Source organism: Sphingosinicella sp. SM1-17 (assembly GCF_056821765.1).
This window is the reverse complement of sequence record NZ_JBPDIO010000001.1, coordinates 583,851-606,981: the sequence shown is the minus strand read 5'-3', so window position 1 is coordinate 606,981 and position 23,131 is coordinate 583,851. Positions and strand designations below refer to the sequence as shown.

Annotated in this window: 23 protein-coding genes and 1 tRNA gene; 13 read left to right on the top strand and 11 right to left on the bottom strand. The window is 64.7% G+C overall.

Annotation, left to right across the window (positions count from 1 at the left end; all coding sequences use genetic code 11):
* The first annotated feature begins 23 nt into the window (after positions 1-23).
* Positions 24-97, top strand: a tRNA-Gly gene (locus ACRYLT_RS03170).
* 86 nt (positions 98-183) lie between these two features.
* On the opposite strand, the gene ACRYLT_RS03165 is transcribed toward ACRYLT_RS03170, so the two are convergent.
* Positions 184-354 (bottom strand): hypothetical protein, encoded by a 171-nt coding sequence (locus ACRYLT_RS03165; RefSeq protein ID WP_482662658.1) that lies wholly within the window; start codon positions 352-354, stop codon positions 184-186.
* A 149-nt stretch (positions 355-503) separates the two neighbouring features.
* Between ACRYLT_RS03165 and ACRYLT_RS03160 the strand changes: the two genes are divergently transcribed.
* On the top strand, positions 504-1,190 hold the full coding sequence (locus tag ACRYLT_RS03160) for a response regulator transcription factor (RefSeq protein WP_482662657.1): 687 nt from the start codon (positions 504-506) through the stop codon (positions 1,188-1,190).
* Between the two features lie 41 nt (positions 1,191-1,231).
* Here ACRYLT_RS03160 and ACRYLT_RS03155 read toward each other — a convergent pair whose 3' ends face one another.
* A complete protein-coding gene (locus tag ACRYLT_RS03155; RefSeq protein ID WP_482662656.1) occupies positions 1,232-2,737 on the bottom strand; it encodes a PAS domain-containing protein in 1,506 nt (501 codons plus the stop codon).
* Between the two features lie 298 nt (positions 2,738-3,035).
* Positions 3,036-3,662, bottom strand: a complete 627-nt coding sequence (locus ACRYLT_RS03150) for a PilZ domain-containing protein (protein WP_482662655.1) — start codon at positions 3,660-3,662, stop codon at positions 3,036-3,038.
* A gap of 155 nt (positions 3,663-3,817) precedes the next feature.
* Here ACRYLT_RS03150 and ACRYLT_RS03145 point away from each other — a divergent pair, with 155 nt between their 5' ends.
* On the top strand, positions 3,818-5,128 hold the full coding sequence (locus ACRYLT_RS03145) for a methyltransferase family protein (RefSeq protein WP_482662654.1): 1,311 nt from the start codon (positions 3,818-3,820) through the stop codon (positions 5,126-5,128).
* Here ACRYLT_RS03145 and ACRYLT_RS03140 read toward each other — a convergent pair.
* Positions 5,073-5,855: a hypothetical protein gene (locus ACRYLT_RS03140; protein WP_482662653.1), complete on the bottom strand. Its 783-nt coding sequence runs from the start codon at positions 5,853-5,855 to the stop codon at positions 5,073-5,075. The genes ACRYLT_RS03145 and ACRYLT_RS03140 overlap by 56 nt on opposite strands.
* Positions 5,856-6,055: 200 nt before the next feature.
* On the opposite strand from ACRYLT_RS03140, the gene queF reads away from it, so the two are divergent.
* Complete coding sequence (gene queF / locus ACRYLT_RS03135) at positions 6,056-6,502, top strand: preQ(1) synthase (protein ID WP_482662652.1); 447 nt, start codon at positions 6,056-6,058, stop codon at positions 6,500-6,502.
* The gene (locus tag ACRYLT_RS03130) at positions 6,499-7,545 is read left to right on the top strand and encodes a 2-dehydropantoate 2-reductase (protein ID WP_482662651.1); all 1,047 of its coding nucleotides are present in this window, start codon (positions 6,499-6,501) and stop codon (positions 7,543-7,545) included. Before queF ends, ACRYLT_RS03130 begins: the two co-directional genes overlap by 4 nt.
* A gap of 174 nt (positions 7,546-7,719) precedes the next feature.
* On the opposite strand, the gene ACRYLT_RS03125 is transcribed toward ACRYLT_RS03130, so the two are convergent.
* From ACRYLT_RS03125 to hflK, 3 genes are all read right to left on the bottom strand, one after another.
* Positions 7,720-9,264 carry a Do family serine endopeptidase gene (locus tag ACRYLT_RS03125; RefSeq protein WP_482662650.1) on the bottom strand — a complete coding sequence of 515 codons (1,545 nt, stop codon included), beginning with the start codon at positions 9,262-9,264 and terminating at the stop codon, positions 7,720-7,722.
* A 132-nt stretch (positions 9,265-9,396) separates the two neighbouring features.
* On the bottom strand, positions 9,397-10,263 hold the full coding sequence (hflC, locus tag ACRYLT_RS03120) for a protease modulator HflC (RefSeq protein ID WP_482662649.1): 867 nt from the start codon (positions 10,261-10,263) through the stop codon (positions 9,397-9,399).
* Positions 10,260-11,333: an FtsH protease activity modulator HflK gene (gene hflK, locus ACRYLT_RS03115; protein ID WP_482662648.1), complete on the bottom strand. Its 1,074-nt coding sequence runs from the start codon at positions 11,331-11,333 to the stop codon at positions 10,260-10,262. Before hflK ends, hflC begins: the two co-directional genes overlap by 4 nt.
* A 302-nt stretch (positions 11,334-11,635) precedes the next feature.
* Here hflK and ACRYLT_RS03110 point away from each other — a divergent pair, with 302 nt between their 5' ends.
* Together ACRYLT_RS03110 and ACRYLT_RS03105 are read left to right on the top strand one after the other, a co-directional pair.
* Positions 11,636-12,400, top strand: coding sequence for an Mrp/NBP35 family ATP-binding protein (locus ACRYLT_RS03110; RefSeq protein WP_482665384.1), 765 nt, complete (start codon positions 11,636-11,638; stop codon positions 12,398-12,400).
* A 28-nt stretch (positions 12,401-12,428) separates the two neighbouring features.
* A complete protein-coding gene (locus tag ACRYLT_RS03105) occupies positions 12,429-12,857 on the top strand; it encodes a CoA-binding protein (RefSeq protein ID WP_482662647.1) in 429 nt (142 codons plus the stop codon).
* 58 nt (positions 12,858-12,915) lie between these two features.
* On the opposite strand, the gene ACRYLT_RS03100 is transcribed toward ACRYLT_RS03105, so the two are convergent.
* From ACRYLT_RS03100 to ubiA, 3 genes are read right to left on the bottom strand one after another with little or no spacing between them, the layout of a single operon-like run.
* Positions 12,916-13,677: a 3'(2'),5'-bisphosphate nucleotidase CysQ gene (locus tag ACRYLT_RS03100; protein ID WP_482662646.1), complete on the bottom strand. Its 762-nt coding sequence runs from the start codon at positions 13,675-13,677 to the stop codon at positions 12,916-12,918.
* Positions 13,670-15,016, bottom strand: coding sequence for a TldD/PmbA family protein (locus ACRYLT_RS03095; protein ID WP_482662645.1), 1,347 nt, complete (start codon positions 15,014-15,016; stop codon positions 13,670-13,672). The genes ACRYLT_RS03100 and ACRYLT_RS03095 overlap by 8 nt, the downstream gene beginning before the upstream one ends.
* 36 nt (positions 15,017-15,052) lie before the next feature.
* Positions 15,053-15,982: a 4-hydroxybenzoate octaprenyltransferase gene (gene ubiA, locus ACRYLT_RS03090; protein ID WP_482665383.1), complete on the bottom strand. Its 930-nt coding sequence runs from the start codon at positions 15,980-15,982 to the stop codon at positions 15,053-15,055.
* Between the two features lie 146 nt (positions 15,983-16,128).
* Here ubiA and ACRYLT_RS03085 point away from each other — a divergent pair, with 146 nt between their 5' ends.
* Genes ACRYLT_RS03085 through pip form a run of 3 tightly spaced genes read left to right on the top strand, consistent with a single transcriptional unit; the run spans position 16,129 to position 19,270 of the window.
* The gene (locus ACRYLT_RS03085) at positions 16,129-16,875 is read left to right on the top strand and encodes a 16S rRNA (uracil(1498)-N(3))-methyltransferase (RefSeq protein WP_482662644.1); all 747 of its coding nucleotides are present in this window, start codon (positions 16,129-16,131) and stop codon (positions 16,873-16,875) included.
* A 50-nt stretch (positions 16,876-16,925) separates the two neighbouring features.
* Positions 16,926-18,299: a glutamate--cysteine ligase gene (locus ACRYLT_RS03080; RefSeq protein WP_482662643.1), complete on the top strand. Its 1,374-nt coding sequence runs from the start codon at positions 16,926-16,928 to the stop codon at positions 18,297-18,299.
* Between the two features lie 2 nt (positions 18,300-18,301).
* On the top strand, positions 18,302-19,270 hold the full coding sequence (gene pip, locus ACRYLT_RS03075; RefSeq protein WP_482662642.1) for a prolyl aminopeptidase: 969 nt from the start codon (positions 18,302-18,304) through the stop codon (positions 19,268-19,270).
* Here pip and ACRYLT_RS03070 read toward each other — a convergent pair whose 3' ends face one another.
* A complete protein-coding gene (locus ACRYLT_RS03070; protein ID WP_482665382.1) occupies positions 19,271-19,525 on the bottom strand; it encodes a TFIIB-type zinc ribbon-containing protein in 255 nt (84 codons plus the stop codon).
* Positions 19,526-19,633: 108 nt separating this feature from the next.
* Between ACRYLT_RS03070 and ACRYLT_RS03065 the strand changes: the two genes are divergently transcribed.
* The 3 genes from ACRYLT_RS03065 to ACRYLT_RS03055 are packed head-to-tail and all read left to right on the top strand — an operon-like array spanning position 19,634 to position 23,033.
* On the top strand, positions 19,634-20,704 hold the full coding sequence (locus ACRYLT_RS03065; protein ID WP_482662641.1) for an AI-2E family transporter: 1,071 nt from the start codon (positions 19,634-19,636) through the stop codon (positions 20,702-20,704).
* 36 nt (positions 20,705-20,740) lie between these two features.
* Positions 20,741-22,252 (top strand): S10 family peptidase, encoded by a 1,512-nt coding sequence (locus ACRYLT_RS03060; protein ID WP_482662640.1) that lies wholly within the window; start codon positions 20,741-20,743, stop codon positions 22,250-22,252.
* A 1-nt stretch (position 22,253) separates the two neighbouring features.
* A complete protein-coding gene (locus ACRYLT_RS03055) occupies positions 22,254-23,033 on the top strand; it encodes an SDR family oxidoreductase (RefSeq protein ID WP_482662639.1) in 780 nt (259 codons plus the stop codon).
* Positions 23,034-23,131: the final 98 nt, after the last annotated feature.

Below are 23,131 nucleotides of genomic sequence, written 5' to 3'. Positions count from 1 at the left end.
TGATCAGCTAGGTCATCGATCGGGCGGGTATAGCTCAATGGTAGAGCACTAGCCTTCCAAGCTTGTGATGCGGGTTCGATTCCCGCTACCCGCTCCAGCGATCCGGCGGCGAGAGCAGCCCGAGCCGTGATGATGGCGACTAGGCAGTCGCAGATCCGCTTCGCCAAGCCGTGGAACGGCCGATCAGGGCTGCGATGGGTTGGAAGGCGAGGGCTGAAGCTCCAGCCCGCGCGCCCGCTCCTCGAAAATTTCGGCCAGTTCGAGACAGGCCCTGCGCTTCGCTTCCGGCATGTCCATCGCCACGGCCCGCCACTTGTCCGCCCGGGATCGATAGTGCGCCTTGATCCGTTCCATCGGTAACGATCCTGCAGGAGCCGCCTTGTGGCGGAACAAACTTGCATGAACACCGCTTTGGTTACAGGAATATTTCGACGGTGTTTATACTGTCTCGCAGATATGAAAAGTGCTGCTTATTGAATGATTTGGTGAGTTAGGGGATGTCCATGCAGCCGCAAGATCGGGCCGCGGCGCCGCCGTCCGGGCGGAGCTCAGCGATTCCTGTTTATGTCGTCGACGATGACAGGCAGGTTCGCGTCTCGGTCAGCGCGCTGCTCGCGTCCGCCGGGATCCAGAGCCGTCCATTCTCTTCCGGAACCGATTTCCTGGCGGCGCTCGATTCGCTCCATCCTGGGCCGATCCTGCTCGACCTCAGAATGCCCGATGTGGACGGGTTCGCCGTGCTCGAGCAATTGTCTGCGCGTTGTCCGGACTGGCCCGTGATCATCGTTACAGCGCACGGCGACGTTCCGGCCGCGGTCCGAACGATGAGACTGGGCGCGGTGGACTTCGTCGAGAAGCCTTTCCGCAGCGAGGATCTGCTCACAGCCTTGACGGCGGCCGTCCGGTTGCTCGAAGTCAGGGAAGGCACCAATCGCGAGCGGCGCGAAGCGCTTCAGCGGGTGGAGTCGCTCCGGCCCCGCGAAAAGCTGATTCTTCAGCACATCATGAGCGGAAGCAGCGGCAAGGAAATTGCCTCGCAACTGGGCCTCAGCCCACGAACGGTGGAGATGCACCGCGCCAACATGCTCCTTCGAATCGGGGCGACGAACACGGCCGAGGCCGTTCGGATCGGCACGCTTGCCGGTCTTCAGCCGGAAACCAGGTCCGACAGCGAAGATTCAGGAGATTAGGCCGAAGCCGTCGAAGCCGCCGAAGCTTTCCGCCTTCGGGCTCATCGACTCGATGACGGGCGCTCCGAGGCTCGTGCGAGCGGAACGGTGAAGCTCATGATCGCTCCGCCGTCCTCCGCCGAGCAAGCCTCGATCCTCCCGCCATGGGCCTCGATGATCGAGCGGCAGATCGAAAGCCCCACTCCAAGGCCACCGGGCTTGGTGGTGGTGAAGGGCATGAACAGTTTTGCAGGATCGATCCCCTGGAGCCCGGGACCCGTGTCCTTGACCGAGATCCGTGCATAACCGTCGATCGCTTCCGCGCTTACTACAAGCTCGCGCTTTGCCATTCCCATCATCGCTTCGGCGGCATTCCGCACGAGGTTGATGACGACCTGCTGGATCTGGATGCGCTCGGCGAAGACCTTGAAATCCGGAATATCGATCTGAACGTCGATGCTCCGGTTCGGAAAGCCGGTCAGAGCCATGGTCACAGCTTCCTTGACAAGCGACCGGAGGTCCACGGTGTCGGTCAGGACGCTTCCCTGAGCGAGCAGCCGGCGCAGCTTCCGGATGATATCCCCCGCCAGGTGAACGGCCTCTTCGCAACTCGTCAGCGTTTCCTTGACTGAATCCGGCGGAGCTCCATTGTCGATCAGGCGGATCGCGGTTCCGAGCCAGTTGGAAGCGGCCGCGAGCGGCTGATTGATCTCGTGGGCGATGGTCGTTCCCATTGCACCCATTGCGCTCGCCCGGGCCACCTGGATGAGCTCGGCCTGCATCCTCCGGATCCTTGCCTCGGATTCGTGCTGCTCGGTCCGGTCGACGGTCGCTCCGATCACCCTCGTCGGCTTTCCATCCGCGGAGCGAATCAAATAAGCGCGATCGAGCACCCAGGCGATCGAGCCGTCGGCGCGAACCAGGCGATACTCGTCCTCCCAATGCTCGACATCACCGTTCAGGAACTGACTGACGCCGCGCTTGACTCGGTCGAGATCCTCCTTGTGCACGCGTGCTGCCCACCAGGCTTCGGTGGGTTCCGGTTCAACCCCAAAAAGATCGACGGCGTTTTCGCTCCACAAGGTCCCGTCCGTCGCGAGATCCCAGTCCCAGATCACCTCCCGAGTCGCCTTGAACGCGAAGCGCAGTCGCTCACTGGCTTCCTGCAGAGCGATTTCCGTTCTGACCTGCTCGTCTATATCCTCGAGCACTCCGTACCAGCGCAGGATTGTTCCATCGTCCTGGCGCCGAGCCGCAGCGCGCGCTCGCATCCACCGCCATCCCCCTTCACGGCCCTTGATCCGGTAACGTATGTCGACGGGCTGACCCGACTCCAGGCAATGCTGCCAGTGGTCGAGGGTCGGCTGAAGATCATCCGGATGGAGGATTTCCGCCCAGCCGCCGTCGAGGGCGTTTTCCAAAGGAAGGCCCGTCAGCTCCTCCCATTGCGGCCCTACTTCGAGGATTCCTCCTCCAGGGTCGGCTGTCCAAGGGACTTGCGGGCTTGCTTCGAAGGCGAAGCGGTAATGCTCAAAATCGTCACGGGTCGGTAGAACCGCACTCGCCATCGTCTTCGGTCCACGGTGAAAGTCGTCTGTGAAATTTGAGATATAACAGCCGCGTACCTTAGAATGGCTCGCTTCGCCACCGCAACTTCGGAACTCTACGGATGAGACTTGGGCGAGACTCGACGACTCGGGATCCGGCTTCACCGAAGCCAATGCCGGACATGGCGGGTGGGCGATTGCGGGCAGCGCGACTGCATCGGGGCATAAGTCGACTTCCGAGTTCCAAGCCTGGATTCTCGGCCGGTAGGGAGCCGTTCTTGCGCCGTTTCCGATGAACGCCTGAAAATGGGCCTCGGTGTCAGCTCTTCTGCTTCAGCCAGTGGACCAGGTCGCCGAACGGGATCATCTCGTTGAAGGCGATGCCGCAATTTCCTCCGCCTTGCCAGCGAACGACTCCGGGAAGCGGCGGAAAGTCTTCGAGGCGGACCACGACTTCGCTTCCAACCTCGAGCGTCTGCTCGACGGCAAGCTTCGCTCCTCGCTGAGAAATGTCGATCGTACGGGCGCGATGGGTCTGTGCGCCGGCGCGCAAGGTTGCGGGACGATCGACTTCCACCCGTGGCGCTCGGGCGCGCCAGCCATTGTCCAGGACAGGCGGATTGGCGAGCAGTTCAGCAATGTCCACCGGTGAATCGAAGGCGATCCCCGCATTGGGCTCACGGGTCCAGACGATGCGACCAGACACCTGCTGGTTCGACTTGAGCTCGATCGTCACTCGCAGCCCCGGCTGAACGCTGCTGTAAACATGGACCATGAGCCCGCCCGCGGAGATGTTGCGGATCAGGCACAGTTCGCGCCTGCCCTCGATGATGAGCACTCCAACCCGCAGGATCTTGAGGTGCCGCTCACCTTCGCGACGATCGCGCGGCTGAGGAACGGTCCTCGAGAAGGAAAAGCTGGTTTCTTCGGTGTGCCCTTCGAACAAGTTGCTGAACCCCCACCTATCCCACCACCGAAATATTCGCGCAAATCGCCTTAAGAAGTGCTTACGCGAGACACCGGTATTTCCACATTGCCGGCCGATCTTCATGGCTTGCTTACCACTCTGCGTTACGCCGCCGGCGCATGGAAAGCAGCGCAATGCCTGAATCGGAAACGAGGGATCCGCGCCCCCGATCGGCCGTCAGCACCGCCGTCGGTCTGGTGGGACTGGTTGGGCTGCTTTCCTGGACCGTCCTTTCCCGAGCTTATGGAATGGAGGGGCCGCTTGCCGCGCTTGTGGCGACGCTCGCTTGCGGCCTGCCGATGGTGCTTTGGTCGATCTTCGTCGACAAGGTGCATCGCAACGCCAGTACGGGTATCGATTGGGACTCGCCGCCGCGTCCACTGAAGGCGGTCCTCGACATCAGCCTTGCCAAGATCGCCGGGCTTTGGGGAATCTGGGCGGCGATCGCTTCGGTCTACTGCATCGCCCGCTATTATTGGGACGGCCCCTATCTCTTCTCAATGTATGTCCTCGGCGCGGCATCGGTGCCGATGCTGGTCCTGTCGATCCCCTATGTCATCTGGCTGGACCGGCGACTTCGCGAGCCGAAAGACGGCGCCTGGCATTTCGGTCAGCTGCTGATCGGCCGGGCCGATCTTGCCGATCGCGAGCAGGTCTTCGAGTTCCTTCGCGTTTGGACCGTGAAGGGCTTCTTCCTCGCCTTCATGATCTCAATCGTCCCAGGCAATTGGGCCGATACCATTCGAGCCGAGTCCGAATGGATTGCCGCAAGTCCGATCAACTTGTCGCTTTGGCTGATCTGGGTGATGTTCATGATCGACGTCACTTTCGCGACCGTCGGTTATGTCCTGACGATGAAGCCGCTCGACGCGCACATACGCAATGCCAATCCGCATGCGGCCGGTTGGGCGGCGGCCTTGATCTGCTATCCGCCCTTCATCCTGATGAACCCTGGCGGGCCGCTCGACTACCATCCCGGAACCGCCGGCCATGACGGGTGGATCCACTGGCTCCAGGATTATCCGCTGCTGACCGCGCTCAATGGTGCGTGGCTGGTTTTCCTGACGGGCGTCTACGCCTGGGCGACCGTCGCCTTCGGGTTTCGGTTCTCCAACCTTACCCACCGGGGGATCCTCACCCACGGGCCCTATTCCTGGACCAAGCATCCCGCCTATGTCTCGAAGAACCTTTTCTGGTGGTTCGCTGTCCTGCCCTTCCTCGCGACGAGCGGCAATCCGGTCGACATGATCCGCAACACCGCTTTGCTCGCGATCGTCACCGGAGTTTATTACTGGCGCGCTCGAACCGAAGAACGGCACCTCATGGCGGACCCCGCCTACCGGGAATATGCCGAGTGGATGGAGCGCAACGGTCCGATCACCCGGTTGCTCAGCCGGCTGACGTCTCGCTCGCCGTGGCGGACGACTCCCGTCGCTGCGGAATAGCGCCGGTCGACACCCGCAGCCGGTAGGCCCCCGTTTCTCCGGCCGAGAAAGCCCGAACCCGGATCACGAAGGTGCCAGGTTCCTGAGGCGCCAGCACCAGGAAGGCATTGAGCGCTCCGCCGCCATCATCGTCACTGGCGAGAGGCTCGGCGCCCCTTCGATCAGCGGCATAAACTTCGACGACCGGGTCGAATTCCGAACTTTCCAGGCTGATCAGCGCCCGCTCACCTGCGCCGAGCCTGACCTCATAATCGTCGAACGCCGCGTCAGCCGGCTGGTCGCTTCCTGTCAGCGCCCCTTCGAACACCTGCCAGCTGGCCTGCTCGGTCCGGTTCGGTCGGCTCACCGGCGGCGGCAGCGGTGCAGCGGGACGAACCGACACATTGTAGGATCCACCGCCGCTGCCGCGGAAGCTGGCGACGCAGATTCGATAGTCGCCGGTTTCCGGCGGCAGGAATTCGATTCGGGAGTTGGTACCCTCGCCGCCATCGTCATCCTCGGCCAGAGCCTCCCCGTCGCCGGCGGCGCGATAGATGCTGAGCACCGTGTCGAATGCCTCCGAAGAAGCGCCGACGACATAGCGTCTGGAGCCTTCGAGGCGGACCTGATGGCCATTGGCGCAGCCCCCAACGGTGCCCTGGAACGCCATTTCCTCTGGCTGCGCCGCCGCTGGCGGGATTAGCAGAAGGGCGATCGGAGCAGCGAGCAACAGGGTGCGGCGGGACATATATTTCCTCCTCAAGCGACAGTCTTGAACCTTCCGTTCGCGGATCGGAGATTCACGGGACGAGATCTCGACGACCGAGCCCCCGCCATCCTCTATGGCTGCTGGGCGGTCCAGGCGCAAACCGGTTCGGTGCCGTATCGTTTCGGGGCAAGAGCCAAGTGCACTTAACGGGCAAGCCGGCGCTCACTAAAAGGGGGAGCATGGATCTGACCCATTTGGGCCGCAACAGCGGTCTTCCCGCTTCTCCGGAGGAAGCGAAGCTCGATTATGTGCCGAACCCGCGTCCGGGCCGACCCTATCTTGTGCGCTTCACCGCCCCCGAATTCACCTCCTTGTGCCCGGTCACGGGGCAACCCGATTTCGCCCATCTCGTCATCGATTATGCGCCGGACGAACTGATCGTCGAATCGAAGTCGCTGAAGCTGTTCCTCGGCGCCTTCCGGAATCATTGCGGTTTTCACGAGGCCGTCACCGTCGGCATCGCCGAGCGCCTGGCTGAGGAGATGAAGCCGCTCTGGATAAGGATCGGTGGCTATTGGTATCCGCGAGGTGGAATCCCGATCGACGTCTTCTGGCAATCGGGCGAGCCGCCCGTCGGCCTGTGGGTGCCCGACCAGGGTGTCGCCACCTATCGCGGAAGGGGGTGACGCTGCCCGAGATGTCGAAAGTGGTCGTCCACGGCGCCGGATCAATCGGCTGCTATGTCGGCGCGGTATGGTCGGCCGCGGGGCTCGACGTCACCCTGGTGGGTCGCCAGAGGATCAAGGACGAGATCGCCGCCAACGGACTGACGGTGACGGACAGCGACAGGCGTCGGATCGAGCTTCGACCGGACGAAGTGCCCTTCTTCACCGGGTCGAGGCCGCTGGCGAAAGCCGACATCATCGTCCTGTGCGTGAAGAGCCCTTCGACGGACTCGGCGGCCGAGGAGATCCGAAGGCACGGTCGAAAGGGCACGACGATCATCAGCTTTCAGAACGGGGTGGGGAACGTCGAGCGACTGGAAGCGAAGCTGCCCGGCTTCACCATCCTGCGCGGCATGGTTCCGTTCAACATCGCGGCAATGGGCAACGGTCGCTGGCACAAGGGGGTGTCCGGCGATTTGTGGGCCGACGATCATGAGGTCACGCGCGAGCTCAACCAGCGGATCGGCGAGCGGCCCGGCAAGTTGCGCCTCTCCTCCGAAATGAAGGGCGTGCTCTGGGGCAAGCTCCTGATCAACCTCAACAACGCCGTCAACGCTCTGTCGGGCAAGACCCTGCTCGAGCAACTCAGCGACCGCGACTACCGTCGGGTCGTCGCCGCGTCGCAGGTCGAGGCATTGGCGATATTGGAAGCCGCAGGGATCCAGCCTGCCCAGATCGGTCCTGTGCCGCCAAAGCTTCTGCCGCATGTGATCGGAGCGCCCGATCTCGTTTTCCGCAACACCGTGCTCAAGGTCCAGAAGATCGATGCCGACGCGCGCTCCTCGATGGCCGACGATTTCGCTGCAGGCCGCCCCACCGAGATCGACCATCTCAACGGCGAGGTGGTGAGGCTTGCCCGATCGATCGGGCAGCGGGCGCCGATCAACGAGAAGATCGTTTCGCTGGTCAAGCAGGCGGAGGCCGGAGTCCAGCTGGAGTGGAGCGCCAGGGACCTTCGCGGCTACGTCCTCGAAGGTCGAGCTGTGCCGGGTTTCGGATACTGATTCCGGCAGGATTGAATCGGTCGACGGGCCCCGAAATGCCCTCGCGGCATTGCTCGCGAGGATGGCGCCCCGGCATCAGGACGATGTCGTTCCAGCAAGCCCGAAGGGCTCATGACCAGCACTTTATCGGGGCGGAGTAGCCCCGCGCCTTGCCGGCAAGGCGCGGAACAACCGTCAGGGCCTGATCAGATCGACGCCAAGATAAGCAGGAGGCCCGCTTCCGCGCCTGACCAGCAGCAGCACGGTTTCCCGGCCGGCCCTTCGGGCTGCCTCGATCGCCGAAGCGGCTGCTTCGGGGGTCGGAGTCGGAGCGCGATCGATCGACAGGATGATGTCGCCCGGCCGGATCCCCTTGAATCCGGCATCGCTGCTGCCTTCCACGTCGGTGACCACTACGCCGCGTGCATTGCCGCCGATTTGCTGCAACTGACGAGCCTCGTCAGGGGTCAGCGCGCGGACCGAAAGGCCGAGCCCACTGCGGGTGGAACGCTGGCCACTGGAAGGCTCTTCCTTGCCCGGTGCTGCCGGCTCCGCGGGAGCAGCGCCACTGAGACGTGCCAATTCCTCCTCGCTCGGGCGTTCGGCGATCGTCACCGTTACCGTTCGCCGCTGGCCGTTGCGGATGATCTCGAGCGGAACGCGCGAGCCGACGGGCTGCTGCGAAACCAGATAGGCAAGCGTCTGGTCGGGAGTGACGGGCTGGCCCGCGACGCTGATCACGACGTCGCCTTGCTCCACTCCGGCCCGATCCGCCGGACCACCCGGGGTGACGCTGTTGATCAGTTCGCCGCGATTTCGCTCGATCCGAAGCGCCGCCGCGAGACTGGCATCGATCGACTGCAGGCTCACCCCGATATAACCCCGGCGGAACCGCTCGCCCCGCCTCAGCGTCTCGACGATCGGCGCGACCTGTTCGGCCGGAATGGCGAAGCCGATACCGACATTGCCGCCGGTCGGTGAGATCAGCGCGGTGTTGATTCCGATGACATTGCCCTGGAGGTCGAACATCGGTCCGCCCGAATTGCCCGAGTTGATCGAAGCGTCGGTCTGGATGAAGCGATCGTAACTGGTCGCGCCGATATTGCGATGGAGCGCGGACACGATGCCCGCGGTGACGGTGCCGCCGAGCCCGAAAGGATTGCCGACGGCGACGATCCAGTCGCCGACCCGTACCTGACGCGAGTCGCCGAACCGAACGAAGGGCAGGCGCCCGCGCGGATTGATCTTCAGCACCGCAACGTCGGAAACCGTGTCTCGTCCGACCACCTCGGCTTCATATTCGGTGCGGTCGGAGAGGGTGACGGTGATCTGCTCGACCACTGCATCGGCCCTCGCCGGAGCGACGACGTGATTGTTGGTGACGATATAGCCGTCGGGCGAGATGATGAAGCCGGAGCCGAGCGAGCCGCCCCGCTGGGTGACGGTGCCGCCGTCTCCGCCCGGAACCTCCTGGCCGAAGCGGCGGAAGAATTCCTCAAAGCCCGGTGGCAGTCGCCGCTGCTGGACCTGAACGCTCTGGCGGGTGGAGATGTTGACCACCGCCGGCTGAAGTCGCTCGACGAGATCCGCGAAGCTCATTGGAGCTCCAGCTCGAGGGGCAGCGACTTGGATCGCCCCCGGCTCATTCTGTGCGACCTGGGCGCCGACCGGGTTCAGGGTGAGGGTCGCGGCCGCGCCGCCGAACAGGATGGCGGCGGTGATGCCATAGACGTAACGCACGTTCCTTATCCTCCTCATAACTCTCCCGGCGAAGCCGCCGGAAAGGCGGGGCGCTCCAACGCCGGGTCGTCGGTGACGGTCACGCTAGGTTGACCGGCTGAACGGACATTGAATGGAGCCGTTCCTGCCAGCCTACCGGCCTCCCCGGAATTGTTGCAGATACTCGTTGTTCGGAGACAGGATGATGTTGGTGCGCCCCCGGGGATTTTCGGCGCTTCCGTTCGAAATGAAGCTCGCTTCGTAGGACTGCATGGCGCGGTAGAAATCGTAGAAATCGGGATCCTGGCTGAAGGCCCGAGCATAGGTTGCGGCCGCCTCGGCGTCGGCCTCGGCGCGGATGATCTGGGCCTGCTTGAGCCCCTGGGCCTGAATCGATCGGGCCTCCTGCTCGCGCGCCGTGCGCATCCGCTGATAGGCCGATTCGAGCGGAGTGCCGTCGGGGAGATCGGCCCGCTTTATCCGGACGTCAACGATCTGCGCGCCATATTGGGTGGCAACGCGATTGAGCGCGTTCTGGATATTGTCCATCATCTGGCCGCGCTCGGGACTGAGCAAGGCGGCGAAGGGACGTCGACCGAGCTCGTTGCGCAGGGCCGATCCGAGGATCGGTCGCAGCTGGTCGCTCACCCTCTGCTCGGTTCGCGCGGAGATGTACATGCGCAGCGGATCGACAATCCGATAGCGCGCATAAGCGTCGACCTGAAGCCGGAGCTGGTCGGTCGAGAGCACCTGCTGGTTCTCCATGTCGATGGAGAGGATCCGCTTGTCGATCCAGACGATCTGCTCGAGGAAGGGAATCCGTGCGGCAAGGCCGGCCCCGCCGGTGACGCCGTAGGTTCCGTTCCGCTGATAGCGGTTGAGAATGCGTTGCGGTTCGCCAAACCGGACGATCACCGCCTGCTTCGTTTCCGGAATGATTGCAAAGGTGCTGCCGACGATGAACAGGGCGATGATCGCCAGGACCAGCAAGGCGATCGGATTGCGAAGGATCATCTTCATCTCGACTCGGCTCCCTGCGCCTGCGGCTGCGCATTCTGGCGCCGCTGGATTTCCGGCAGTGGCAGATAGGGCGTCACGCCGGGCGCCTCGACGATGGTCGTATCGACCCGCGACAGGATCCGCTCCATCGTCTCATAATACATGCGCCGGCGGGTAACCTCCGGAGCTGCACGATATTCGGCATAGACCTTCTCGAAGGCGGCCGCGTCGCCCTGCGCTTTGGCGGTGATCTGAAGGGCATAAGCGCGAGCGTCGTTCATATAGCTTTGCGCCTGCTGCTGGGCTGCCGAAACCTGGAGGAAGGCTTCGTTGACCGCCGCCGGAGGTACCGACTGGTTGATGGCGATGCCCTGGATTCGCACGCCGGCCCCATAATCGTCGAGGATCTGCTGCATCGCCTGCTCGACGCTCTGCTCGATCTGCGAGCGTCCGGCGCCGATCGCATCGTCGAGCGAAACTCGGGCGACGATCGCCCGCATCGCGCTTTCCGCGACTTCGCGGATGGTCGCTTCGGGCTCGGCGATCTGGAATACGTAGAGGCTCGGCTCCTTGATGTTCCAGCGCACGGAATAGGCCAGGTCGATGACGTTCTGATCGCCGGTGAGGATCAGATTCTCGGTGCCGCTATTGTCGGGAATGGTGATGGTTCGGATATTCTCCACGTCCACCTTCTGGACCCGACCGATCGGGGCCGGCCAGGAAAAGCCGATGCCGGGCTGAAGCGTGCCCGTATACCAGCCGAACGTAGTGACGACGCCCCGTTCCTGAGGGCCGATTCGGTGAATGCTCGTGAAGACGACCCAAAGCAGGAGAAAGGCGATAAGGCCGTACAGCCAGTAGGGACGGCCGTCCTGCGGTAGCCGCCCGCCGAAGCGCGCCCGACTCTTCTTCAGGAATTCGTCGAGCGAGGTGACCTCGCCAGTGCCGGGCCTGCGCCGCTTGCCGGGCTGCCCCCACGGATTGCGCGGCCCGCCGCCATCGTCGCCGCCGGATCCTCCACCACTGCCCCCGCCGGGGCCCCATGGGCCCCCACGATTGTCGCTCAGGACCCACCCAAAAATTCGTCTCATGCCTGCCCTATATAAGGCGCCTGTGCGGAAAAACAGTGCCAAGCCCGTCGGCTTTATCTATCGGCTGAGCAATGAGCGACGAGATCGAGAAACTGAAGGTAGCGCTGGGCCGGATCGCGGACCCTGCCGGCAAAGGCGATCTGATCGGCGCCGGGCGAGTGGCAATGAGCAAGGTCAAGGACGGCGTCGCGACGGTGATGGTCGAGGCGACGGGCCTTTCGGCCGAGCAGCGCGCGACGCTCGAGCGGCAGGTGCGCGCCGCCACGATCGGAATTCCGGGTATCTCCGAAACGCGGATCGCCATGACCGCGGAGAAGGCGGAGCGGAAAATCATCGCGGTTGGAAGTGGCAAAGGCGGAGTCGGCAAGTCCACCGTCTCCGCCAATCTTGCAGTCGCCCTGTCGCGGCTCGGGAAGAAGGTCGGCCTGGTCGATGCCGATATTTACGGTCCGTCCCAGACCCGGATCATGGGCCGTCACGAACGGCCCGAACTTGTCGACGAGCAGATTGTCCCCGTTCCGGCGCACGGGGTGCGAATGCTCTCGATCGGGCAGCTGATCGAGCCCGGAACCGCCGTCGCGTGGCGCGGCCCGATGACGGCCAGCGCCCTGTCCAGCCTGATGGAGGGCGACTGGGGCGATTGCGAACTGCTGGTCGTCGATCTTCCCCCTGGCACTGGCGACGTGCAGATGACTCTGATCCAGAAGTGGAAGCCGGCAGGGGCCGTGATCGTCTCGACGCCCCAGGACCTGTCGCTGATCGACGCCACCAGGGCCATCGACCTGTTCCGAAAGATGGACGTGCCGATCCTCGGGCTTGTCGAGAACATGGCCGGCTATGCCTGTCCGCATTGCGGCGAGATCAGCGATCCCTTCGGTTCTGGCGGCGCGGAGGCCGCGGCTCGGGTGATGGACATCGCCTTTCTCGGCCGCATCCCGCTCACCCTGTCGATCCGCCGCGCTTCCGATGCGGGCCTGCCGCCGGCTGCCGGTGAAGGCGAGGATGCCGCCATCTTCCTTCAGCTCGCCGCGAGCCTACTCGAGCGGGTGAACCAGACGGCCGGCTGACGGTTTTCTGGACCGTAGGAGACGATCCATGCCGCTGACCCGCGATGAAGACATTTACCGGATCCTGGCGCAAACCCGGACCATCGCGATGATCGGCGCGTCGGACCGGCCGGACCGCCCGAGCTATGGCGTGATGGCCTATCTCCAGAGCCGCGGCTATCGGGTCCTGCCGGTGAACCCTCAAATCACCGGCCAGCATGTTCATGGCGAATATGTCTGGCGCGAGCTCGCCCAGATCGGCGAGCCGATCGACATGGTCGACATCTTCCGGCGACCGGCCGCCGCTGGCGAGGCGGTCGATGAGGCCATCGCCGCGGGCGCCAAGTCGGTGTGGCTGCAGATCGGCGTGGTCAACGAGGAGGCTGCCGAGCGCGCCGAGGCGGCCGGACTCGAGGTCGTGATGGATCGCTGTCCCAAGCTCGAGATACCGCGTCTCGGCGTGCCGCCGGTGGCCTAGCGCTCCGCCGGGAGCGGGCGCTCTCGCAAGGATCATTGGCTCCCCGGCAGCCGGAAGATCAGACCACCGCCATGGCCCTGTCGCGCAACCGCTCGACGGCGGCGGCATGGATTCCGGGCGCCGCGACGAGAACGCCGAAGGCTTCGCCCGATGCGGTGTTGAACGCGAGCGGCTGCCCGAGCGCCCCGGTCACCGTCGCTCCTGCCTCGCGTGCGATCAGGGCGGCGGCGGCGATGTCCCACTCGAAGCCCCAGCGGAGAGTTGCGACGAGATCGGCTTCCCCGGACGCCACCAGCGCGATCCTGAGGGCGATCGAATTGGGTTTCGGCACGGGAACAAGGTCGCGATCGTCGGGTGGAAGCTGCTCGGCCGGGACTCGGGCGCCGACCAGTTCGATGCGCCGGCTCACTTGGAGACGCTCGCCGTTGCGCCAGCTGCCGCGCCCGCGCTCGCCCGACCACAATTCGCCGCGCTGAGGAGCGGCCAGGACTCCGAAAACCGGGACCCGGTCCTCGACCAGAGCCACCGACACGGCCCAGCCGGGCCGGTTCCGAAGATAGTCGCGGGTGCCGTCGATCGGGTCGATTACCCAGATCCTTCGCCGCTCGTAGCGGTCGGACAGATCGAGCGTCTCTTCGGACAGCCAGCCGGCCTGGGGATCGAGCGCGAGAAGCCGCTCGCGCAGAAAGGCATCGACCTCCAGGTCCACGTCGCAGACCGGATGTCCCGGCGACTTCTCCCAGCGCCGGTAATCGGTCCCGCACCGCGCGGCCGCGATCCGACCGGCTTCTTCAGTGATCCGCGAAACCTCTTCAAGCACCAGCGACCGTCATTCCTTCGACCCGCAGGGTTGGAACATTGACGGTGCGGCGATGTTCCAGGTCGTTCGCCGGAAGCAGCGATCGATACATGTCCAGAAGATTGCCGGCGATGGTGATCTCGGCCACCGGAGCGGCAATCTCGCCATTCTCGATGATGAAGCCCGAGGCGCCCCGGCTATAGTCGCCGGTGACCGGATTGACGCCGTGGCCGATCAGTTCGGTAACGTAGAGGCCGCGCTTGATGTCGGCCATCAGCTCGGCTCGACTCATCGAGCCAGGCTCCAGATGGACATTGCTCGCACCGGCACCCGGAGCCCCGCTTCCGCCGCGCGTGGCATGTCCGGTCGTCTCCAGCCCCAGCTGCCGCGCCGAGGCCGCGTTGAGCAGCCAGCCGGTAAGTCTTCCGCCTTCGATCAGGGTGCGCGGCTGGGTCGCCACGCCTTCGCCGTCGAAAGGCTTGGACTTCAGCCCCCGCTTTCGGTGGGGATCGTCGATCACCTTGATGCTCTCATTGAAGAGCGCATCCTTTTCGCGGCCGAGCAGGAAGCTCGTCTTCCTCGCGATGGCCGGACCGGCCATGGCGCCCAGCAGATGCCCCAGAAGGCTTCCGCCGACCCGCGGATCGAACAGCACGGGCATGGTTCCGCTCGGCAGACGCTCCGGCCGGAGTCGCCTAACCGTTCGTTCGGCGGCGAGTCGCCCGATCGCCTCCGGAGCGTCGAGGTCGGCATAGTGCCGGGTGCTGTGGCTGGCATGGTCGCGCTGCATGTCGCTACCCGTTCCGGCAATGACGCTCGCCCAGCCGCCATAGCCGCTCGTCGTATATCCGCGCACGAAGCCGTGGCTCGTGGCCAGGGCCACGACGGTTCGCCCCGCACTCATTCCCGCGCCTTCGCTGTTGCTGACGCCCTCGATCGCCCGGGCCGAATCCTCGGCCGCAAGCGCCTTCGCCTTCAGCTCCGTGGGCGAGGGATCGGCCCCGTCATCCGCCTCGAGATCGGGCAACTCGCCGCGGAACAGCCGTTCTTCTGGTGCGAGCCCCGAATAGGGATCTTCCGGCGCTTCGCGCGCCATCGCGACAGCCCGTTCCACCAGGGCATCGAGCGCTTCGCTCGACAGGTCGGACGAGGATACGCTGGCCGACCGGCGGCCGACGAACAGCCTGAGGCCGATTTCCTCGCCTTCCGAGCGGGTGACGTCCTCAAGCTCGCCGAGACGCACCTGAATGCTCGTCGACGAATCTCCGAAATAGAGTGCGTCCGCACAATCCGCGCCGGCCCGGAGGGCGGCTTCGATCAGGGCGGCAACCCGCCCTTCGGCATCACTGACGCTAAGCATGTCCGGCAGTTAGAGGCCGGAGTGGCAAAAGCAAGCCTAGGCGGTTCCAGCCACGAAGCAGGCGAGGAACATCAGCAGCCCGGCGAATCGGTTCGAGCGGAACTTCGCCAGCGCATCAGCGCCCTCGTCGGGCTTGAGTGTGGCGACTTGCCACAACAGGTGCAGCGCCATCGGCAGCAGTCCCAGCAATGCGAGGTCTTCCGGCCGGACAGCCTGGACCGCGCCGGCCCACAGCAGCAGCGCCAGCAGATAGCAGATAGCCACGCCCGATCGCGCATGTCGGCCCAGCGCCCTGGCGGAGGACTTTACCCCGACAAGCGCGTCGTCCTCCCGATCCTGGAGCGCGTAGATCGTGTCATAGCCGATCACCCAGAAGATCGAGCCGGCGTACAGGAGCAAGGCGGGAAGTTCGATTTCGCCCGTCGCAGCGGGCCAGCCGACCAGCGCCGCCCAGGAAAAGACGAGCCCGAGCCAGGCCTGGGGCCACCAGGTGATCCGTTTCATGAAGGGATAGGCGGCAACCAGGGCGAGACTGACGAGCGCAATCAGCTGGGCGGCGAAGCGGAGCTGAAGCAGAACGAAGAGGCCGATCAGACTCAGGGCGACAAGCAGCGCCCAGGCGCCCCGAAGCGAGACCCGCCCGCTCGCGAGCGGGCGAAGCCGGGTGCGTTCGACCTGTCGGTCGAGGTCGCGGTCGACGATGTCATTGTAGACGCAGCCGGCGCTGCGCATGGCCCAGGCGCCCAGGCCAAGCCAGGCGATCAGCGCCCAGCCGTTCCCGCTCGTCGGACCTCCGGCCATTCCCGCCAGCGCCACGCTCCATGCCCCGGGCCAGAATAGCAGCCAAGCGCCGATCGGGCGGTCCAGCCTGATCAAGGATGCGAGCGGACGCCACGCCCCGGGCAAGGCGCCGATCAGGCCCTTCCGTTCGCTGTCGGGGACGATGTCCTGGTCGGCCGGCCGCATGGCCATCCCCTTACCGCTCCCGATCGCCATGTGAAGCTTGTCGTTGCGGCCAGGCACAGGCACTTTGATCGCCGGCTCCGTCACCGCGACGGGAAGCCGCCATTGCCAGTGGCCGATCAAGGCTTCGTTCCGGAGACTTCGACTTCATGCCTGCAACCCCCGCCTGGCCGCCGCACAGTCTTCCGCGACTCTTCGTCGATCACGGCTTGTCGGAAGGTGCCCGTGTGACGGTCGAGGGCACCTATCTCGGCGCCGTGCTTCGGCTTGGACCGGGCGACAAGGTGAAGCTTTTCGACAACCGGACCGGCGAGTGGCTCGCGCAGATCGTCGAGGCCGGAAAGAAGCGAACGATCCTCGAACTCGAAGCTCATCTGCGTCCCGTCGAGCCGGTGCCGGACCTGTGGCTGCTCTTCGCACCGATCAAACGCGGCCGTATCGACTGGCTGGTCGAAAAGGCGACCGAACTGGGGGTTGCCCGACTCGTCCCGGTCCTGACTCGTCGAACGATCGTCGACCGGATCAATCTGGAGCGGCTGCGCGCTCACAGCGTCGAAGCCGCGGAGCAGTGCGAACGTACCGCATTGCCCGATCTGTCGGAGCCGGAACGGCTGGAAGCTCTGCTCCTCGACTGGCCTCAGGAACGCGCTCTTTACTTTGCCGACGAAGCCGGAGGCGAAGCGATCGGCGCCCGCATCTCGCCGGGCCCGGCAGCCATCCTCATCGGCCCGGAGGGCGGCTTCACTCAGGAGGAGCGCGAGCGGATTCGCGCCCTTCCGCAGGCCCGGGCAGTTTCCCTGGGACCGCGAATCCTGCGCGCCGATACTGCCGCGCTTGCCGCAATCAGCGTCTGGATGGCCGGCGCGGGCGACTGGTCGCAAGCGCCGGTTCGGTAGCAATGCGAAACCCGCTGGCGGCGTTTGCAGGCCATCGCTAAGGGCCGGTCATGACGACCCGTACCGGGCCCGCAAAGGGTGATCACAGAATCGAGAGCCGGCGCGACCTGCTCGAAGTGTTTGCGAAGGGCGAGAAGCCACGCTCGGAGTGGCGGATCGGCACCGAGCATGAGAAGTTCGTCTATCGACGCGCCGACCATAAGGCGCCCTCCTATGACGAGCCCGGGGGGATCCGCGACCTTCTGAACGCGATGACTCGCTTCGGCTGGAAACCGGTCGAGGAGAATGGCCAGGTCATCGCCCTTACCGGTCCGGACGGCGCGATCAGCCTCGAGCCTGCCGGACAGCTCGAGCTGTCCGGAGCGCCGCGCGAACATCTCCATCAGACGTGCGTGGAGGCCGGGCGTCATCTCGTCCAGGTGAAGGAGATTGGCGAAGAATTGGGGATCGGCTTTCTCGGGCTGGGAATGTGGCCCGACAAGAAGCGTTCCGACCTGCCGATCATGCCCAAGGGCCGCTACCGAATCATGCTGGACTATATGCCGAAGGTTGGCAGCCTCGGCCTCGACATGATGCTGCGCACCTGCACCATCCAGACCAATCTCGATTATTCCTCCGAAGCCGACATGGCGATGAAGTTCCGGGTGGGCCTGGCGCTTCAGCCGCTGGCGACCGCTCTGTTCGCGAACTCGCCCTTCACCGAAGGCAAGCCCAACGGCTTCCTTTCGTTCCGAAGCCACATCTGGTCGGATACCGATGCGGACCGGACCGGAATGCTGCCGTTCGTGTTCGAAGACGGGTTCGGCTACGAACGCTATCTCGACTATGCGCTCGATGTGCCGATGTACTTCGTCTACCGCGACGGCCGCTACATCGACGTCGCCGGGCAATGCTTTCGCGACTTTCTCGAAGCTCGGCTCGAAGCGCTTCCCGGAGAGAAGCCGCTGGTGTCCGACTTCACCGATCATCTGTCGACCATCTTTCCCGAGGTCCGGCTGAAAAGCTTCCTCGAGATGCGCGGCGCCGACGGCGGTCCCTGGAGTCGGATCTGTGCCCTGCCGGCACTCTGGGTCGGGCTTCTCTACGATCAGGGCGCTCTGGGCGCCGCCTGGGACGAGGTGAAGGACTGGTCGATCGAGGAGCGGCAGCGACTGCGCGACTCCGTGCCGAAGCTTGGGCTTGCCGCTGAGACGCCCAGAGGCGAGCCGTTGCTGGAACTCGGACGGCGGATCCTTGCGATCGCCGAGGCGGGCCTGAATGCTCGCGAAAAGGTCAACGCTTCCGGGGACAATGAGTCCGGCTTCCTCGACCCCCTCCGCGACATCCTCGCATCGGGACGGACCCCGGCGGAACGCCTGCTTGACCGCTACCGCGGCGAGTGGGACGGTGACGTCCGCCACGTCTACGAAGAAGAAAGCTTCTAAGCATGCGCGACGAAGGTCCATCACAGCGCCGAGGCCTTTATCCGCCGATCGAGCCCTATCGCACGGGAAGGCTCGACGTCGGCGACGGCCACGAGCTCTATTGGGAATTGTGCGGCAATCCTTCGGGCAAGCCGGTGGTCTTCCTTCATGGCGGCCCCGGCGCCGGCTGCAGCGCCGATCATCGCCGCCAGTTCGATCCGGAGCGTTACAACATCCTCCTGTTCGACCAGCGCGGCTGCGGGCGCTCGACTCCCCACGCGTCGCTCGAAGCCAATACGACCTGGCACCTGGTCGAAGATATTGAGCGGCTGCGGGCGCTGGTCGGAGCGGACCGTTGGATGGTCTATGGTGGCTCGTGGGGCTCGACGCTCGCTTTGGCCTATGCTCAGTCCCATCCCCAGCGAGTCACCGAGCTGGTGCTCCGCGGAATCTTCACCTTTCGCCGCTCCGAGCTCGACTGGCTTTATCGCAGCGGGGCCTCGGAAATCTTCCCCGACAAGTGGGAAGAATTTCTTGATCCTATCCCGGAGGCCGAACGCGACGACCTCGTCGCGGCCTATCATCGCCGCCTGACCGGGTCGGATCGCGCCGAACAGCTACGGGCGGCGAAGGCCTGGAGCAAATGGGAGGCGGAGACCGTCACCCTGCTGCCCAATCCGCACGTCATTGAGGAGTTCACCAGCGACGATTTCGCGGTGGCGATCGCCCGGATCGAAAATCACTACATGATCAACAGGGGCTGGCTCGAGGAGGGGCAGCTTCTCGCCAACGCGCACCTGATCCGGCAAATCCCGGGGGTTATCGTCCAGGGCCGCTACGACTGCTGCACGCCGCCGATTACCGCCTGGGACCTTCACAAGGCCTGGCCCGAAGCCGAACTGCACATCGTTCCGGACGCCAGCCATCTTTTCAACGAGCCTGGGATCCTCGACCGGCTGATTCGGGCAACGGACCGCTTCGCCGACCGCTGATCAGTCGAAGAGTTCCTCGAGGAAGGACTTGCGCCGCTTCGGATAGTGATGCCGACGATCATCATAGCCGCGTGGTGGTTCGCGGTGATGGCGCGGCTCCGGCTGTGGCGGAGGCGGCGGCGCAGCGCTCCGCTCGATGATCTTGTCGAGCTCGCCACGGTCGAGCCACACGCCCCGACAAGTGGGACAATAGTCGATCTCGATCCCCTGCCGCTCCGACATGATCAGAGCGGTACGATCGATCGGGCAAAGCATTCCTTCGGTCGCCATGATGGTGATGTGGAAGCCAGAGCCTGCACTGTCAAGGAAGGGAACGGCAAGGAAGGGGATGGCGGCGGCCATGGCTTCGGCTAATCCTGCGGCATGGCAAACGAGAGCCTGAGCCGACCGCCGACCCGGATATCGCTTGCCCGCGGACCGGCGCTTGCGGTCAGCCTCGCGCTCGCGGTGGGATCGGCGGTCATCGTCCTCTGGTTCCTCTACGAAGTGGCAGTCGCGATCCTGCTGCTCTTCTTCGCCATGGTGGTCGCCATCGCCTTGTCGGCGCCGGTCGGCTGGTTCGTCCGCCGGGGCCTTTCGCGCCATTGGTCGGCGATCGTCACCCTGCTGCTCTTCTTCGGTTCGATCGCCCTGATCGGCTGGCTGGTAATACCGCGGCTGGTGGCCCAGGTGGTGCTGCTGGTGAACAGTCTTCCGGACATTGTCGCCGGACTTCAGAGCCAGCTTGCCGCACTGCTCGCGGACCATCCCCAGCTTCAACAGTTCGTCGGGTCGGGCGGCAACGGCCAGGACATCGTGAACATCTTCACGGGCGTCGGCGCCTTTTCCCTTTCGCTGATTGGCGGGATTGCGCTCACCATCATCTTCTTCAGCACGATTGCGTATATCCTGCTCGACCCGCGGCCGATCCTTCGCGGTTATCTGGGCAGCCTGCCGAGGAGTTCCCGAGCCGCGGGGATGCGCGCCTATCGCCGCGCCACTCGAGCGGTGATCGGTTGGACGAAGGCGAGCCTCGTGATCGGCCTCATCCAGTCGCTTGCAACCTTCACCTTCCTTACCTTCATGGAGATTCCCGGAGCGCTGGTTTGGGCGGCGCTGGCCTTCTTCGCCGATTTCATCCCGCGCATCGGCGGCTATGTCATGGCCTTTCCGCCGGTCGTGCTGTCGCTGACCATGAGCCCGCTGACGGCGCTCTGGGTGCTGCTCTTCTACCTCATCAGCAACGAAATACTGGGAAGCATCGTCGCTCCGAAGATCCGCGGCTCGCAAATGCAGCTCCATCCGGTGCTGCTGATCTTCTTCACCCTGGCCTTCGCGCTCGCCTTCGGTCTCCTGGGAGCGATTGTCGCCACTCCGGCCGCCGCCTTCTTCTCGGCCTTCTACAGTGAATTCTATCTCAAGCGCCCGCTGGCGCGGGAGCGGGCAGCGGGTTAGGTGTTGCCGATTGAAGCTTTCCGGGGGAACTGAAACTTGTCCGTACGCAAACTCGCCATCCTCTCCGCTTTCGCTCTCGCCGCCGGTCTGGCCGGCAGCGTCGCCGCCCAGGAACGTCCTGCGGCCGAACGTCCGAAGGGGCCGCCGGCCGACCGCGAGCCGAACGTCTCAGTCACTCGCCATAGCGGAGTCTTTGGCGGCCAGCGGATCAACTACAGCGCGACGGCTGGCGAAACCTTCCTCCGCGCCGAAGACGGGACACCGCGCGCCGCGATCTTCTCCGTGTCCTATGTTCGCGAACCGCGCGACCCGAACCGGCCGGTGACCTTTTTGTTCAACGGCGGACCCGGCTCCGGCTCGGTCTGGCTTCACATGGGCGCATTCGGTCCCCGCCGAGTCGCCATTCCTTCGGACGGCACCGACGACGGGGCGCCGCCTTACCCGATCGTCGACAATCCCGACAGCCTGCTCGACGTCACCGACATCGTCTTCATCGATCCGGTTGGTACCGGCTTCAGCCACGCGCTTGGCGAGACCAATCCGAGCGATTTCTATGGGGTCACTCGGGATGCCCAGTCGATTGCCCAGTTCATCCGGCTGTGGCTCAACGAGAATGATCGCTGGAACTCGCCCAAATATTTGGGCGGCGAGAGCTACGGCACGACGCGGACGGCGGCGGTGCTGAACCAGCTCGAGGGCGCCTATAACGATGTCGCGTTGAACGGCATCATTCTCATTTCCACCGTGCTCGATTTCGGCGCCGGTGCCGATACGCCCGGGAACGAGATCACCCACATCCTCAACCTGCCGTCGATGGCAGCGACGGCACTCTATCATGGAAAGGCCCAGGCGGCTTCGACCGAGCAGTTCGTCGAGGAGGCGCGCCGCTTCGCCATCGGCCCCTATGCGCATGCCCTGCTTCAGGGCGCCGCGCTGGGCGCTGAGGAGCGGGCGTCCGTGCGCCGCGAGCTCGCCCGCTTCACCGGCCTGTCGGAAGCCTATCTCGAGCAGGCGGATCTTCGAGTCGCGCCCTCGCGCTTCTACAAGGAGCTTCTTCGCGACCGCGGGCTCACCATCGGCCGGCTCGACAGTCGCTATACCGGGCGGGACTATGACAATGCCGGCGAAACGCCCGACAACGATCCCAGCTTCTACGGAATCGATGCCGGATACACCGCCGCCGTCAACCAGCACGTCCGGGAGACGCTCGGCTTCCGAACCAGCCGCTCCTACGTCACGATCGGCGGCCTTGGCGGCCAATGGGACTGGCGGCTCGGCGGCGGCCGCGACAATGACGTCTACGTCAATGTCACGCCCTATATCGGCCGGGCGCTGCGCGAAAATAGCGGCCTCAGGGTCTTTGTTGGCCAGGGCTATTACGACTTCGCCACCCCCTTCTTCGCGGCCGAATATGCCCTTTCGCGCACCGGCATTCCGCAGGACCGGATCCACTATGAATATTATGGATCGGGCCACATGATGTATGTGCGCGACGAGGATCGGGTGAAACTGAGCCGCGACGTTCGCGCGTTCATCCGCGGGAGGTAGGATGGACCTCGGTATCGCCGGCCGGAACGCCGTCGTTTGCGCGTCGAGCCGGGGACTCGGGCGGGCCTGCGCCGAGGCGCTGGCAAAGGCGGGCGCAACGGTGGTGATCAACGGTCGGGATCCCGATCGGCTGGCACTTACCCGCGACGAGATTGCCGGAGAAACGGGGTCGGAATTGATCGCGGTCCCCGCCGACCTTTCGACGGAAAGCGGACGCGAGGCGCTGCTCAAGGCGGTGCCTCGAATCGACATTCTGGTGAACAACAATGGCGGTCCGCCGCCGCGCGATTTCCGCAAGGTTGGCCGCGAAGCGCTGCTTGCCGGCCTGGAAGCGAACATGATCGCTCCGATCGCGCTGATCCAGGCAGTAATCGACTCGATGGTCGAATGCCGCTTCGGACGGATCGTCAACATCACCTCCGGCTCGGTGAAGGCGCCGCTCGCCGGGTTGGATCTGTCCAGCGGAGCCCGTGCCGGGCTGACGGGCTTCGTTGCGGGCGTGGCGCGATCGATCGCTCACGCCAACGTCACGATCAACAATCTGCTACCGGGCGCGTTCGACACCGATCGGATCGCCGCCCTCATCCAGAACCAGTCGCTCGAAACCGGACGCAAGCCCGACGAGCTTCGCCGCCAGCGGGAGCAGGCGATCCCGGCGAAACGCTTCGGCGACCCAGCCGAGTTCGGCGCCGCCTGCGCCTTCCTCTGCTCGGCTCAGGCCGGATACATCACCGGTCAAAGCCTGCTGATCGACGGCGGCGCGTTTCGCGGGATCCTCTGAGCGTCGGGATGATGGCTGCGGCGCCTCGCCGGCCCGCGAACGCGCGACCGTCCGGGCGCGCGCATTGCGTCCAGGGTGGATTCCCTTTTCGGTCCGAA